The organism is Methylomonas sp. LW13, assembly GCF_016865255.1.
Classification (GTDB): domain Bacteria; phylum Pseudomonadota; class Gammaproteobacteria; order Methylococcales; family Methylomonadaceae; genus Methylomonas.
On record NZ_CP033381.1, the window covers coordinates 1,976,354 to 1,992,118 of the forward strand.

The window sequence follows — 15,765 nt, forward strand, 5'->3', positions numbered from 1 at the left end:
TCAAGCTGCTGGGCGCAGTTTAATTCTTAACTCGGGCGGACATTCACCAAATTTGTTAATAAAGTAGTGATTTATTCCATAAAACTGAGCAATATAAAATGGATCATTAAATCGGCCGAATACTTGTTTTATCCACATACCAAATGCCCAATAACGCTGTTTTAGCGTTAATGGTGCTTTCCATGATAGAAATGCGAGAGAAGGGAAGCAGGCCTTAATGGTTTTTAGAATAACTGCGTGATGCTCGCTAGTGGGTAAATGCCGTTTTGACCATAAAAGCAGGTTACGGGTCATATAATATTTCCATAACGGAGATTCACCGCCAAACGATGCGGAAACCTTATGCCAAATTTTCGCGTCTGGTACGGAGTAATTAATTAACCCAGCTTTCCTGGCGCGTTGGCACCAGTCGTTCTCTTCGAAATTTAAAAAGAATAATGGCTCCATCAAGCCTATTTTTGAAATGACATCTTTGTGTACAAACAGGGCGCAACCCACGGCATACTCTACTTCGTAGGGGTTATTGCTTGGTAATTCCTGAGCGGATTTACCGAGCCCAATATGATTGAGATCAAGAATAGTTGAGTCCCAAAAACCGCCCGCAGCCCAGATTACGTTAGGATTATCGTAATAGTAGCTCGCCGCACCCAGAATGCCTGGATTAGCCAAGGAGTTATATGCGTCGTGAAATGCTTGTAAGAGGTTGGGATCGACGATAATGTCGTTGTTTAACAATACAACAGCGTCGGCGTCTTGATCCAGAGCGTAACGAATGGCCCTATTATTCCCTTCGGCAAAACCTAAGTTGGCTCCATTTTCTAATACAAAGACATCCGGATATTCGGCGCGTATAGTCTTCACGGAATCATCACTGGAACCATTGTCGGCGACGATAATATTAAAATTAGGATGCTTAAGGAGCTGTAGCGAGGATAAACACTCCAAAGTGTCTTTTTTGCCGTTCCAATTTAATAGGATAACCGTTAATTTATCAAACGATATTGATAGGTCATTTTTCATCGACTTATTTCTGTAGACGCCAGCCTATGTTTCTATTATATAGATACCTAAGATAATGAGATATATTCAATGGATTTGGATGGGTACGCAAAGTTTTTCGCTCTTTATTCGGATCATTCAAGGCATTAAATGTTGCTTCGAGATATGCATGACCCCATTTTTGGTCTGGTTCGAGATGGTTCCCTTCAGCCCATTCATTCCACGCATTAATAAAGACTAATTTCGGTATTTTAGAGTCAAATAAAGAAGCTTTTTGAATTGAACTTGCAAGCCATTGCTCGTATTTATCAGGCGTTGAGTTAATAAAAATTGCAGCATTTTTTTTCTTCCTAGCACTATTATCCCAGCAGGGAGTGACTCCCGGAAACCTTACATAATCAGGATTTTTCTTTCGCATCATGCTGGTAGCTAAAGTATCATAATCTACCACTTGGTTATCACTAAAAACCTTAGGGAATAATCCGATATTGGATATTTTTTTAAGTAATTCAGTCCTAAACAGCCTTGGTCCAAGGTTGGCCCAGTCTGGAGCAAATTCTATTGCTGCGTCGAAACCAATAGTTTCAGGGTTAATGTTGTTTACAAAGCTTTCTACTCTGACTAGATAAAGATCGCCGATGCCATTTTTAATGGCTTCTGCTCGCCAAATTTCAGCAGTTTTTTTGGGGTCTGGTAACAATTCAGTCCGATAAACTAGAAACAAAGGTTTTCCGTCAATTCTTATATAACGTGGGTCACGAAAAGCACTAAAAAGTGAATGAATATGATCTATATCATCTTCATGGCTATACTTTTGTTTTAAAAGCACGTCTTTTGATCCGCCACTCCAGGTTCTGGTCCAGTTCTCGTTAGCCCAACAAAGACAAAATGGAAAATCAGGCTTCCCAGTATTTAATATTTCATTGACAGGATGTTCGAGTATCCGTCTCTTGTTGAACCAATAATGATAATAACAAAAACCCGAAATTCCATACTTTCCGGCAAGCTCAGCTTGTTGTTGCCGTACTTCCGGTAAACGCAAATCATAAAAACCAAGATCTGCAGGTAGATGAGGCTGATAATGACCCGGAAATAATGGTCTTGCTTTTGTGACATTCGTCCATTCAGTGAACCCTTTGCCCCACCATTCATCGTTTTCTGGAATTGGGTGGAATTGGGGGAGGAAGAATGCAATTGCTTTTACTGGGTTATCATTCATGAATTAGGCGCGATGTATTAATTTTTGAAATAAACTTGTAAAAGGGCCAAATCTATTTTTTTCAAGCCAGTCAATTTTAGATTTTAGCAACATATTTTGCTTGTTTAGTTCTGATAGTTTCGAGACTAATTGGTCTACATTGTCTAGTTTCGTATACAGAGACTCTTCCGTATTTGATGTGGGTATTGCTTTTACTATAAATTGATATGTATTGGACTCTGGGTTAAGATCGTTAATCCAGTCAAAAAAAGATTCATCTTTTGCAGAAGAGCAATGCACATTAAATTCAGTTTCTTCTGGGGTCCTAATGACGCGATCCCATAAAATAATATGGTATCCGGCATCTTCAAATAATTTTATTATATTTTTTTTAGTAAAAAATCGTATATGAGTATTGTCTAGTAGTCCATATTTTTGGTAATCAAATCTCCCGTGAGCAAGTTCCCAGCATATTGCTGAGTGACTAATGTTAGGTATGGATGCAATTACAACACCATTCTCATTAAGAAAAGGAAGTATTTTTTTTAGAGTTGCTAGAGGATCTATCAGGTGCTCTAATACATCAACGAAGAGAATGGCATCGAAGTTTTCATTTTTTAGTGCTAATGATAAATCAATTTCCTCAATGCTTCCAATTATAACGTCTTCGCAATATGGTTTAGCATCTACTGCAGCTGACGGATCTATTTCGAGTCCTGTAACTCTGCAGCCCAAATTTTCTTTCAATATTCTAGATTGAATTCCGCTAGCACAACCAATTTCAAGTACCTTTGAATTATTTTTTATCCATTTAATAACTTTTTTAGCTGGGTGGTTTTCGTTATCTGGAATTTCATATATATACTTTTTAGAGGTCACTTTTTTCTCTCAATGTAATATGTTGACTAGGCTGCTGTGAATGTCCATGTGCCGGGAAGAGATACTAACCCCTCATTCCAAGTTTTGTCTGCTAGGTTTTCAGATGTTACTTGAAAATGTAGCAGGTTTTCTGCATAAAAAATAGTTCTACTGGCTGATCCTTCAGCGACTCCCGCTCTGATCGAGTAGACTCCAGGCATAAATGGAAATGATTCAATCTCAAAGTTAAATTCATATATGCCAATATCAAGTTTTTCTATTTTTAGTTGGTTTATGCTTTGCTGAGTGGCTAGATAAATAAAGTCAGTGGTGTGAATGCCCACTCCAAACATAGGATATCGAACCTGATTTTTAACTTCATAAACTAATTTAATGGTAACGGCTTGAGTGTGTTTTAATTCTGTAATTGAGTTGCCTGAAGAGTTGAGGAGTTTAATATCTACTAGGTGTATCTCTCCTGTTGCCCATTCGTTGTTATTTGCCAAGCTAAGTGTGGTAGAGCTGTCAATGCTTATTTTTTTGTCATTTGCCTGATAAAATTTTGCGCATAAGCTGTTTGCGTCACCATCACCTATAACTGAGCCTTTACTTAATAATATAACTCTATTACATAACCGTTCAATTTGGCGTATGTTGTGGCTGACTAGAAGAACAGTTTTACCTTGGCGTCTAATAAGATCTTCCATTCGATCAAAACATTTCCTTTGAAAAGCTAAATCCCCAACTGCTAATACTTCATCAATAATTAATATATCTGCTTCCATGCTAGTGGCAATGGAAAAGCCCAGCTTTACCGTCATGCCGGAACTATATCGTTTAACCGGTGTGTCAATAAACTGTTCCAGCTCGGAGAAATCAATGATTTCATCCAATTTCTGTTGAATGATTTTTTTGGGAATACCCAGGATGGCGCCGTTAAGATAAATATTTTCTCGGCCGGTTAGTTCCGGATTGACACCGGCACCCACTTCAATCAACGGTGCTACGCTGCCTTTAACAATGACTTCGCCCTTGGTGGGTTTGCTGATATTGGCCAAGTGCTTGAGCAGAGTGCTTTTACCTGCGCCGTTATGCCCGATGATACCGACTACTTCACCTTCATTGATGTGAAAATTGACATCGTCAAGCGCTTTGAAACGCTCGCGCTCGTGAACCGGTTGTAAGGCGAGGCGTCTCATGGTGTTTAAAGCGGTTTCCTTCAAACTGGTAAGGTGACCGAGCTGGTATTCCTTGGTGAGGTGGTTGACTTCTATGATGGCCATATATGCTAATTAATGATGTAATTTTGAAGTTTTTTGCCGAATCTTATATGACATCGGCGAACCAACTTTCCGCGCGCTTAAAAAACCAATAGCTGAACGGTAGTATTACCAAAATCAAAATTAACCCCGGATAAATTACATTTAAATCGGGCTCTGTTGCTCTAATTAAAACACTTTGAAATCCATCTATAATGCCCACTAATGGATTAAGTGTGTATAAAAAATACAAATCATTGGACCATTCGCCCGCTGCCTGTTCGATAACTAATTTCTTTTGTACCAAGCTCAACGGATAGATGACTGGGGAACCGTACATCAATAAAGATAATGCTATTGGTATTGCTTGGGCTATATCGCGGTAGTATACATTCATCGCTGCGCCAAAGAAGCTGATTGTTAAGGCGACTATCATCGTGTATAGCACGAAAGCCGGTATCCAGACTGCATGCAGAGTGGGCATGACATGATAATAAATCATCATGGCCGCCAATATCGCAAAACTGATAACTAATTCCACTAGTTTAGTAACCATCGCGGTTAATGGAAACACTTCACGCGGGAAATATATTTTTTTGATCAAATTGGCATTCGAAGTTACGCTATTGACGCCTTCAGAAACTGATTCCTGAAAAAATACCCAAGGTATTAGTGCTGCAAACGTAATAAGCGGATAAGGTAAGCCCCCTGTTTCTATGCCCACAAAACCCTTAACCAAGGTAAATACCAGCATTAACATAATAGGCTTTAATACAGCCCATAAAATTCCGAGGTATGCTTGCTTATAGCGGATAACGATGTTTTTCCAGGTGAGTGCGGCTATTAGCTCTCTGTAGGTATATAAGTTTTTGGCGATTCGTAACATGGGTATTTGTTTTAACTGAATAATCCAATCGGTAGCGGTTAAGCTTTTAATTAGAGATGGGGATTATTTGAAATTCTTCATGCGTTTAAGCAATATTTTCGAGTTGGGGTTGTGTTCCAAGCCTTTTTCTAAAATGGTTTTAGCTTCTGCTTTCATGTTTTTTCTTTGATACAAACTGCTCAAGGCGGCATAAGGAAAAGAGTTATTTTTATCAAGCGAAATACTCTTTAAGTTGGCGGCAATTGCTTCATCAATTTCCCCCATGAATTGGTAGGCTTGACCGACATCGTAAAATATTTTTGGCATTAACTTAAAAGTAGGCGAGGCGTGATCCGGTACATATAGAAGATCTCCCACTGCCGCGCGGTATTTAGACTGTTTTTCTGCCTCGTCATGGGTTCTGAAGGCTAAATTCATGGTGTGTAAGCCTGCGCAATAGTGGTGGATATGAATGAAGTCGTCGCCGAGCTTTCGGTTCCAGCTTTGGTAGTCAGGCGATTTTTGATCGGATGCGCGCGCCTTGCAGTAGGGTGGCAGGAAGGCGTAATCGGCGTCGGTTTTCGGATAGTCGGCTGCCGCATTCCGGATACAGGCAATAAATAGCAATGGAAGTAATCTGACTTTTTTCTGGCGCATGAATTTGCTTGAGTACTGTTTTATAAAAACTTTTGATATATGGACTGTATCGCTTCTGTGTGCTGCCGGACGTCGAAGGTGGCTAATGCTTTGCCCCGGGCGTTACTGGCTAAACGATTCATCAACTCGCTGGAGCGGTAAAACTTAAGGATAGACGCTGCCAAACTTTCCGCGTCACCGCTGTTAAATAACAGTCCGGTTTGATTATCTTCAACCATTTCCGCGCCGCCTCCATGGTTTGGTACGATCAATGGCCGGCCTAACGCCATCGCTTCGATGACGACCGTACCTAATGGTTCGGGGCTAGTGGATGCTGAGACCACAATATCCAGAGCTTTGTAGGCTTCTATCATGTCGCTGACGTGGCCGATAAAGTGGACGGTATCCGACAACGATTCCTGTCTTACACGTTCTCTAAGCTCTCGTTCGTAAGGGATGCAATCGTCTGGCGTTCCACCGACAATCAGCATTTTTAAATGGGGTATTTGGTCTTGCAGTATTTTAGCCGCGTCGATAAATAGTTGTTGCCCTTTCCAAGGAATAAGTAAGCCTACTAAACCTACGATAAAGATATTTTCAGGTAAATCGAATCGTTGCCTAAATAAGGAGCCACCTGCTTGGTTGTTCAGCTTATCCAAAGCGATGCCATCATAGACCACGCTAATTTTCTCGTCCTGCACGGCTAATTTTTCACGCATGCTGTTGGCAACCCAATGGGAGACGGACACAAAATGATCGGGTAGGGAATAAGCCCAGCGGGCTGAATGCGGTCCGTCAGGGTTGCCACGGACATGGCAAATACTGGGGATGCGCAAAATCTTGGCTACCAAGAGTGCGGCTCTGTTACAAAGCGGCTCGTTATTGGCGTGGATCAAGTCGGCTTTGAAACGCCATGCAGTCCAAAGCAAGTCGAGAAAAAACGGTAAAAAATTAAATAAGTCGTCGCTTCTGGCTATCAGTTGATTGACGAAAAACCGCAGGGGAGACACCTTCGTTAACCATTGAATCGATTCCGCTTTTGCACGCCAAGCCACGATGTCTATATGACGGTCCGGGATGTGTTTCCATAAGGCTTCATCGGCAATCTCCCGATATTGCGGACCGTTCCGTCCTGTAACAACTAGAGGTAGAAAGTGATCACGATCAAGATTTCTGACTAAATGCCTCAGACAGATAATGGCGCCACCATAACCAATTCCGTTTTCGACATAGATAATTCTTTTTGGGAGGTTGTTGGTCGACATGAAATCAGAGTTTGGCAATATCAGCGTAGAAAGCGTTAAGGAATATTCTCATATACTCAGGATTTTGCGAATTTTTGTTTAATGATACGTAGCGCATTAATTAAGCTGGCTGGCAAGATACTGAAAATCAGATAGAGTAGATTGGTAAGTGTGAAATCCTGGGAGAGGCTTTTTTTAAAGGCCTCTCTGGCTTTGGCATAATTGCCGCCGCTGAAATACCAGTAGCCAAGCGTCCATTGTGCCTCAGCCACCAGACTATTCGGCGAAATGCCTTGAGCAGTTAATTGGGGCGCGGCAAAGTTCCGAATAGACTCAGCCACCTTGGTCAAGTCTATTAACATACCTTCGCTGGCTTGCGTGGCATTGTTGCCGTGCTGGCGGCGCAGCATCAAAATGTCGGGAAGGCACGTTACTGCGTGAAACGTGGCGATTTTTGCCCACAATTCCAAGTCCTCTCCATAGCGAATCTCGGTATTGAACATGCCTGCTTCAAGCAAGGTTTGGCGCTTCACCAAAACGGTACCCGTCGGTATAAAATTTTTTTTCACTAACGCAGCAAGGGCGTTGGGAATTGGTTTTCCGGCCAGCTGTTGGAAATAGTCCAACATTTTATGTTTGGCTAACACCGATTGGGTTAGCAGTTGGTCGTCGTTGTCGATTTCCGTCATGTCGCCGGCAATCAGGTGGAGTTCCGGATTGGTTTGCAATGCTTGGATTTGCTTGGTGGTTTTGTCCACAGTCCATTGATCATCGGCATCCAGAAATGCAATCCAGTCACCGCTAGCCAATTCTATGCCTTTATTGCGCGCGGCGGACGGGCCTTGATTGGCTTGTTTGTGATAAATGACGGTATGGGCAAACGTCTTAAGGACTTGTTCGGTGTTGTCCGTGGAGCCATCATCCACCACGATGATTTCGTCAACTTTGCTGGTTTGCGCCTGGATGCTTTCGATGGCGGCACGAATGAATGTCGCGCTGTTATACGCTGGAATGACGGCGCTGATTTTCATTTTGGGCTAATCAAAATTTTCGATACGTTAGAATGGTTATAAACTGGTTTTGCAGATCAACCACGCCGGTACAATTAATCCGGTGCAATAACCGATCAGCGCTAATTTTCTGTGTCTGTAGTATAGACGGTATAGAAATGCACCGGTTTTGCGGTGCGTCGCAGCTAAGCTAATTGCTGGCCATTGACGCTGATTGAAACGATTCACGATATTGTCGGTTTTGTTTTGCAAGAATTCGCCGAGTTCCGGGGACGCCAAGAAGCGAACGTTGGGCAAATTTGCCCTGATTTGCCCTAAAAGATGGTCTAACCCACGAATAGCTTGTTGGCATTCGTCCTCTGAGCGCGTGTAATTGTAGCGATGTGTGGAAATACTCACCGGCAGGGCTTGACGATAAGCCATTTTAGCTTCGGCAAACGCGCTGGCAGGTGTGTTTTTGCCGTCAACAGGTTCGTACATCACGTTGCGAACGAGGTAAAGTTGTGCGAAACGATTGGTATTGCCGACCCGTATCAGCGGAGGATCCTGAAAATAATGTCCGGTTTCATCGCGCCCGGTACAGCGGTAGCCGGCAGTTTGAATGGCGATGATATTTTGCTGTTGCCAACTTTGTTCGATCTCATCGTTCCATAAATAGCACGGGGCGACTGTGCTGAGGCTGGGATAGCCGAACATGCCGGTAAAACATTGCATGGCATTTGCGACTAGTGAATTGGCTTCCGCAGCGTCAATTGCCTGGGTAGGTAAATTGCGTCCGTCTACATAGTGGCCTTGTAGCGGCGAATCCAGTTTTTCCCAGTCCCACCAATCCTTGGTTGCGCGAGCGGTTGCCAGGCGCGGGTCTTGTTGCCGGCATAATTCCGCGAAGGCCTTGCCGTTCAGGTGTTCCATCCCATGCAGTTGCGGCACTAAAGTGTCTTGTTGTATGCCTTGTTGCAGTGCTGCAAAAATGGCCGGGAAGTCTTTGTCCAGCATGCGCCTGTGGTATTGGCCCGTGGATTCGATCTTTGCTAAATCCGGAACGGCCAAGACCATATCGGCGGTAAGTATCGCAGAGCGGTTTACAGCGTCTTTGTGTTGAGCCAGCATGGAGAGCAGGTCTGTTAAACGGGCTGCGTGGAAGTCGCCACCCGGACCCCAGTCGTCGCTTTCGATTAAAACCGGCGTATCGGCAAAATAGGGCTCACGCCAGGTAGCGATAAATAAGGGTTTTTTCCACAGCCATAAGCCGGTAAGGCAGGCCAGCCAGAAACCTAAAAAAAACAGAACTACCATGGATTTTGTTTAATAATTAAAAAGCCTAAATATTGGGTCGACCAACGCACTGAACTTTTATCGTAGCAGAGATTAGCGAACTAGCTGAAAACCACTGCGCAAACTTTAGATGTGGTCGACATAGCAGCAGGCTTATGATAACAGCGGTAAATAGCCATTCGCTAAACATTGGGATGAGTCTAGGCTCTGTAGCATATAGACGACGCGGGCGTTCGTAGTTGAGTAACCATAACAAAACTCTAAATAGCAGAGGAATTAGAATGTTAAAAGCTTTAGGACTGCCTGATCATTGGCGTAAACCGCTGCTAGGCGTCGTGTTGGTTACCCTGGTTTCAGTAGCGGCTTTTTTTGAGACCTGGTTAGAAATTGTCGCAATTTGGTCTCGATCGGACACATTCACGCACGGTTTTTTAGTGGCCCCGGTTAGTCTTTGGTTGATTTGGTCGCGCCGGGAGTTCTATAGAGATTTACGGCCGGCTTTTAGCCCGTTAGGTTTGCTGTTTATTATCGTTAGCGGATTTGGCTGGTTAATTGCGGGAGGGTGTAAGAATTTTTGTGTAAACGGCCATTAGGCAGGAAACTGCCGTTCCTTAGAGGAGAAAAAATGACCGTATCAAAATCCATCCCTACCGAGTTGCTCGATTCCTTGTTGTCCGGTTATCAGAAACCCGAAGACCTGATTGGCGAAAATGGCCTGCTGAAGCAATTGACCAAGGCTTTGGTTGAGCGTGCTTTAGAGGCAGAAATGACTGAACATCTGGGCCACGCCAAGCATGAAGCCGTCACTAATCCCAGCGGCAATGCACGTAATGGCAAGAGCCGAAAAAATCTCAAAGGTGACTTCGGCGAATTGCAGCTTGAGATTCCGCGAGACCGGCACGGCAGTTTCGAGCCGCAAATCGTCGCAAAACATCAAACGCGGTGGACAGGTTTCGACGACAAGATCATTTCGCTGTATGCCCGTGGTATGACGGTACGGGAAATCCAGAGCCATCTGGAAGAGATGTATGGCGCCGAGGTGTCGCCTTCGTTGATTTCCTCGGTCACCGATGCGGTAGCCGATGAAGTCAAAGCTTGGCAATCACGGCCGCTGGAACCGATTTATCCCATTGTCTATCTCGATTGTATACACGTCAAAGTGCGCGACACTGGCGCCGTGCGGGTCAAGGCCGTCTATTTGGCGATTGGCATCAATCTGAATGGCGAAAAGGAAGTCCTGGGGCTGTGGATCGCCCAAACCGAAGGGGCCAAGTTTTGGCTACAGGTGGTCACCGAACTGAAAAATCGCGGCGTGCAGGATATTTTCATCGCCTGTGTCGATGGGCTGAAAGGCTTTCCGGAAGCCATCGAAGCCGTGTTTCCGCAAGCCACCGTTCAGTTATGCATCGTCCACCTGGTGCGTAACAGTCTGAACTATGTCGGTTGGAAAATGCGCAAACAGATCGCCGCTGACCTCAAGCGGATTTATCAAGCGGCTACCGTGGCGGAGGCTGAGCAACAATTGGCTGCGTTCGAGGCGCAATGGAACGGCGATTATCCCTCGATTGCCCAAATATGGCGGCGTAATTGGAGCCGCATCATCCCATTTTTCGACTATCCGCCCGAAATACGCCGTATCATCTACACCACCAACGCCATCGAGTCGGTCAATATGAGCCTGAGGAAAATCACCAAGAATCGCGGCTCTTTCCCCAATGACGAGGCACTATCGAAACTGTTTTATCTGGCACTGATTAATATTAGTAAAAAATGGACCATGCCCTTGCATGACTGGAAAGCCGCTTTAAATCGGTTTAGCATTCAATTCCAAGAAAGGATGCCAAGCCACTAAACCAAAACCCGTTTACACAAAATTCAGGACACCCTCAATTGCGGATTTGGTGCATGTGGCGGTGATTCAGCAATGGGCAGTGGTTGGTGTTTTGGTCGGTGGTTTTTGGACCGTGCTTGGCAGCCATACCGTCGCGCAAATGTTATTTCCGATAGTGTTTTTATTTTTGATGGTGCCATTCGGGGAAGCATTTATTCCGCCTTTAATGGAATACACCGCCACCTTTGTCGTTACGCTGATACGGCTGACCGGAATGAGTGTTTACCGGGAAGGCTTGTTTTTTACGCTAACCTCGGGTAACTGGTCGGTGGTAGAGGGGTGCAGTGGTTTGCGTTATTTGATTTCTTCGCTAACACTGGGTTCGGTCTATGCGTATCTCAATTACAGCAGCTACAAGAAACGGACTATCTTCATTACGCTCTCGTTTTTGGTGCCGATTTTAGCTAACGGTCTGCGCGCCTATTTGATTGTGATGATAGGCCACTTCAGTAACATGAAGCTGGCTGCGGGTGTCGATCACATCGTTTACGGCTGGGTGTTTTTTGGGATCGTCATGTTTGCGTTGTTTTATTTTGGCTCTTTTTGGCACGATTCGGATGCTGGGGTAGCGGCCGCATCGACCCTGGATTTGGCGGGTGACTCTAACCTTGCTGATGCTGCAACGATTTACAAACATTATTGGCCGGCCTTAACAGTAACCGCTTTATGCGTTTTCATTTGGCCGTTTGCGTCACAAGGTCTATCCGCACTACAGGCCGCCCACGTCGAGGTACCCGAGCGCTTTAGCCGCCCGTCTTTGCCTGATTGGCAGCCGGTTGCAGCGCCCGATTGGGGTTGGGAGCCCAGTTTTAAGGGCGTGGTGGCGGATGCCAAAGTTTATTTAAGCGATGGTCAAACGATAGTCGGTATGTATTTTGCCAATTTTGGCGATGAAACCCAAGGTGGTGAACTGGTCAATTCGCAAAATTATCTGGTGCCGCAAAAACATCCGATATGGCGGATGCTGCATGACGACGTCATTGCCATGCAGTGGGCGGCCGATAAAAGCGGCGATATTGAAGAAGCGGTACTAAACAGTACACATCGGAGCTTGTTAGTCGAGCGTTGGTACAGGGTTGGCGACAAAAATACCGCCAATGCCTATCTGGCGAAATGGTGGCAATTGCTGAAACGTTTGTCAGGTGATGCATCCGCTGAGTTGCTCGTCGTGATGTATACCGAAACCCCGGATGGAGATTACGATTTGGCCCGGCAAAAATTGAAACAGCTCGCGATAGCTTGTTGTGATTAAACGGCTGCGCCGAGCTTATTGTGACAATTCAATGAAAACGCAGGGGCAAATTTGCGAGTCAAATTACCTGATCCAAGGCTTGACCCCAGCAGTTACCTAAATGTTAGACTAGCTCAACCCATTTTCATTCAGCCCGTAAGGAAAACGACATTATGATCCCGGTAGTATTATCAGGTGGTTCAGGAACTCGGCTATGGCCTTTGTCTCGTGGTCAGTATCCCAAGCAATTTTTGCCCTTGGTGTCCGGCAACACCATGCTTCAGGAAACCATTTTAAGGCTTGATGGCGTTGCCGGCTTACAGGCACCCATTGCGGTTTGTAATGAAGATCATCGGTTTATGCTCGCAGAGCAAATGCGGGAAATCGGCATCAAACCGGCTGCCATTATTTTGGAGCCTGTCGGCAAAAATACCGCACCGGCCGTAGCGATGGCGGCATTAAGTGCACGTTCCGAAGACGATGTATTGTTGATTTTGCCGGCTGACCATGTGGTCGGTAATCGTGCCGCTTTCCATCGGGCGGTGGTTCAAGCCGAACTGTTGGCGAAACAGGATCTTTTGGTGACGTTTGGCATCGTCGCGACCGAGCCGGAAACCGGCTATGGCTACATCAAGCGCGGCGATACCCGTCATGGTGAAGCCTATAAAGTTGCCGCATTTGTTGAAAAGCCCGATTTGCAAACCGCGCAGCGCTATCTGGAAAGTGGCGAGTATTTTTGGAACAGCGGCATGTTCGCTTTTAAAGCGGGTTGCTTTTTGCGTGAGCTGGAAAAATTCAATCCGGAAATGCTGGAAGTGTGTAGAGAAGCTTTGCGGGCGGCAAAACCGGATATGGATTTTGTGCGTTTGGATAAGCAGATTTTTTCGACATGTCCATCAGATTCCATCGATTACGCGGTGATGGAGAAAACCGATAAGGCGGTAGTGATCCCGTTGGATGCAGAATGGAATGACGTCGGTTCTTGGTCCGCGCTTTGGGACGTAACGGATAAAGATGCAGCCGGCAACGCCATCAAAGGCGATGTGTTAACGGTGGATACTTGCAACTCCTATATTCACTCGGCCAACAAATTGGTAGCGGTGATCGGTGTGGATAATTTGGTGGTGGTTGAAACCGACGATGCGGTCATGATTGCCGCGAAGGATAGGGTGCAAGACGTCAAGGAAGTAGTCGATCAACTGAAAAAATTGAAACGCAGTGAAGCCAGCGTGCATCGTAAAGTTTACAGACCTTGGGGACATTACGATTTGGTCGATGCCGGTGAGCGCCATCAAACCAAGCGTATAGTCGTGAAGCCCGGCGCCAAATTATCAGTACAAAAGCATCATCACCGCGCAGAGCATTGGGTAGTTGTCAAAGGTACGGCCTGGGTAGATAAAAACGGTGAGAAAATTTTAGTCACTGAGAACGAATCGATTTATATCCCTTTGGGGGTTATTCACAGCCTGGAGAATCCGGGGGTGATTCCATTGGAAATGGTGGAAGTCCAGTCCGGCAGCTACCTAGGCGAAGATGATATCGTCCGTTACGAAGACCAATACGGCCGTATTTAACTCGGAATTGCTTGCTTATCGCCGCGTCAGTTTACGTGGCGCCTGGACTTGCATATTGTCTAAATTATCTGTCAGCGACTACTTTAAGCATATGGTTTGCATCAATCCATCGTTTGATGTGTCATCAAAATTAAATGCTTTTGTCTAAATTTACTGAAGTTCGCCGTTCAACGAAGAGCGGCGAAGGATTTTTTGTCAGCGTTTTGGTTTAAAGTTAGCCGTTTTATACCCGCCGAATAAAAAATGTGGTGCTTGCTTTATTCCGGAGTTGCTCTTGTCGCTACAAACAATCAACGATTTGTTGAAAAAACATAAGCTTGTCGAAGGCATGCTGAATAACCAGCCTATGCCGCGCCGCAAGTTGATCACTGCTTTGGTACAAAAGCAGCACATGGTGGAACTGCGTAGTCTGTTGGCGCGGCTGTCTGCTATCGAAATTGGGCAAATTCTGCATGCTCTGGACCTGGAAGATGCGAACTTGGTTTGGCAGCAGGTCGAGGAAGCCAGACAGGACGATGTGCTTTGGGAATTGTCCGATACCTTGCGCGAGGAATTGGTCGGCGACCGAGAACCGCATTGTGGCGTGGGACAAATGAGCGCATTCGAGTTGGTCGAAGGTCGCCTCGCTAAGGTCGCTATCACCTGCCGCCACGATTTGTACGCCATCAAGCCGATCTGGATCGATTTGTTGGCGCCAAGCAAGGCGCAGCGGCTGCTTATCGGGCAACATTATGGCCTGGAGTTGCCGGACCCCCTGGATTTGACCGATTTGGAAGCCAGCGCCCGGTTCTACGTCGAGGATCAGCACGAAATTCATATACATTCGGATTTTTTGCTGGATCGCGAAGGCAAATCGCGCAGCGTACCGGTCGCATTTATATTGCGCGGCGATATGTTGTTTTCGGTACGTAGCGAAGAATTGCCGGTGTTTCGTTTACAGCGTTTACGCGCACGCACGCAGCCAGGCTTTGTCTCCGATTGCAAGGATATGTTGCTGGATTTATACGGCGCTGAAGCCGAGTATTCCGCGGACGCGCTGGAGAATATTTACGAGCAGTTGGAAATTGTCAGCAAAAAAGTTTTGAGCCAGGATATTAGCGACGAAGAAGCTGCGGATATTTTGACCGATATTGCCGCAGAGGAGGATTTAAACGGCCGAATCCGCCGGAATATGCTCGACACTCAGCGCGCCGTGTCGTTTTTGATTCGCCGCAAACTGCTGAATACCACGCAGTTGGAAGATGCGCAGCAAATTCTGCGCGATATAGAATCGCTTAATAGCCATACCGCGTTTTTGTTCGACAAGATTAACTTCCTGATGGATGCCACCGTCGGTTTTATCAATATCAATCAGAATAAGGTGATCAAGATTTTCTCGGTCGCTTCGGTGGCAATGTTACCGCCCACCCTGATTGCCAGTATTTACGGTATGAACTTTGAGAATATGCCGGAATTGCAGTGGATGCTGGGTTATCCTTTTGCACTCGGATTGATGACTATCTCGGTATTATTGCCGTTTATTTTCTTTAAAAGGAAGGGGTGGTTGAGGTAAGCGAGCGATTTACATACTGCTGAACTGTTTAACGCTCAAACTCAACCTGCGACAATATGTCACATTTGAATTTGAAATTTTCGCCACTATGATTAACCTAACTTTTTAGTTCGGTTTGATAGTTTAAAGTTGCGTTATATTTCTTCCTATTGCTTCTAAGGCGGTTATTAAAA

General features: G+C 45.3%; 14 protein-coding genes. 5 read left to right on the top strand and 9 right to left on the bottom strand.

Going from position 1 to position 15,765, the window contains the following annotated elements:
* The 9 genes from JL719_RS08895 to JL719_RS08935 all read right to left on the bottom strand — a co-directional run bounded on the left by JL719_RS08895 (position 1) and on the right by JL719_RS08935 (position 9,365).
* Entirely contained in the window at positions 1-1,020 is a 1,020-nt protein-coding gene (locus tag JL719_RS08895; RefSeq protein ID WP_051670441.1) for a glycosyltransferase family 2 protein, read from the bottom strand.
* A gap of 4 nt (positions 1,021-1,024) precedes the next feature.
* On the bottom strand, positions 1,025-2,218 hold the full coding sequence (locus JL719_RS08900) for a glycoside hydrolase family 99-like domain-containing protein (protein ID WP_033158991.1): 1,194 nt from the start codon (positions 2,216-2,218) through the stop codon (positions 1,025-1,027).
* Positions 2,219-2,221: 3 nt separating this feature from the next.
* Positions 2,222-3,076 carry a class I SAM-dependent methyltransferase gene (locus JL719_RS08905; protein WP_051670439.1) on the bottom strand — a complete coding sequence of 285 codons (855 nt, stop codon included), beginning with the start codon at positions 3,074-3,076 and terminating at the stop codon, positions 2,222-2,224.
* Between the two features lie 26 nt (positions 3,077-3,102).
* Positions 3,103-4,338 (bottom strand): ABC transporter ATP-binding protein, encoded by a 1,236-nt coding sequence (locus tag JL719_RS08910; RefSeq protein ID WP_033158990.1) that lies wholly within the window; start codon positions 4,336-4,338, stop codon positions 3,103-3,105.
* Between the two features lie 43 nt (positions 4,339-4,381).
* Positions 4,382-5,200 carry an ABC transporter permease gene (locus JL719_RS08915; protein ID WP_033158989.1) on the bottom strand — a complete coding sequence of 273 codons (819 nt, stop codon included), beginning with the start codon at positions 5,198-5,200 and terminating at the stop codon, positions 4,382-4,384.
* Positions 5,201-5,263: 63 nt separating this feature from the next.
* The gene (locus JL719_RS08920) at positions 5,264-5,836 is read right to left on the bottom strand and encodes a tetratricopeptide repeat protein (protein ID WP_033158988.1); all 573 of its coding nucleotides are present in this window, start codon (positions 5,834-5,836) and stop codon (positions 5,264-5,266) included.
* A 20-nt stretch (positions 5,837-5,856) separates the two neighbouring features.
* On the bottom strand, positions 5,857-7,080 hold the full coding sequence (locus tag JL719_RS08925; protein WP_033158987.1) for a glycosyltransferase family 4 protein: 1,224 nt from the start codon (positions 7,078-7,080) through the stop codon (positions 5,857-5,859).
* Positions 7,081-7,136: 56 nt separating this feature from the next.
* Positions 7,137-8,090: a glycosyltransferase gene (locus tag JL719_RS08930; protein ID WP_033158986.1), complete on the bottom strand. Its 954-nt coding sequence runs from the start codon at positions 8,088-8,090 to the stop codon at positions 7,137-7,139.
* A gap of 36 nt (positions 8,091-8,126) precedes the next feature.
* Entirely contained in the window at positions 8,127-9,365 is a 1,239-nt protein-coding gene (locus JL719_RS08935; protein WP_033158985.1) for a hypothetical protein, read from the bottom strand.
* A 260-nt stretch (positions 9,366-9,625) separates the two neighbouring features.
* Here JL719_RS08935 and JL719_RS08940 point away from each other — a divergent pair, with 260 nt between their 5' ends.
* The 5 genes from JL719_RS08940 (at position 9,626) to corA (ending at position 15,592) form a co-directional block, all read left to right on the top strand.
* Complete coding sequence (locus tag JL719_RS08940; RefSeq protein ID WP_033158984.1) at positions 9,626-9,937, top strand: archaeosortase/exosortase family protein; 312 nt, start codon at positions 9,626-9,628, stop codon at positions 9,935-9,937.
* Positions 9,938-9,969: 32 nt separating this feature from the next.
* Positions 9,970-11,196 carry an IS256 family transposase gene (locus JL719_RS08945; protein ID WP_033158460.1) on the top strand — a complete coding sequence of 409 codons (1,227 nt, stop codon included), beginning with the start codon at positions 9,970-9,972 and terminating at the stop codon, positions 11,194-11,196.
* Positions 11,197-11,251: 55 nt separating this feature from the next.
* Entirely contained in the window at positions 11,252-12,487 is a 1,236-nt protein-coding gene (xrtA, locus tag JL719_RS08950) for an exosortase A (protein ID WP_230410262.1), read from the top strand.
* Positions 12,488-12,639: 152 nt separating this feature from the next.
* Entirely contained in the window at positions 12,640-14,040 is a 1,401-nt protein-coding gene (locus JL719_RS08955) for a mannose-1-phosphate guanylyltransferase/mannose-6-phosphate isomerase (protein WP_171694834.1), read from the top strand.
* A gap of 274 nt (positions 14,041-14,314) precedes the next feature.
* Positions 14,315-15,592 carry a magnesium/cobalt transporter CorA gene (gene corA / locus JL719_RS08960; RefSeq protein ID WP_033159561.1) on the top strand — a complete coding sequence of 426 codons (1,278 nt, stop codon included), beginning with the start codon at positions 14,315-14,317 and terminating at the stop codon, positions 15,590-15,592.
* Positions 15,593-15,765 lie beyond the last annotated feature (173 nt).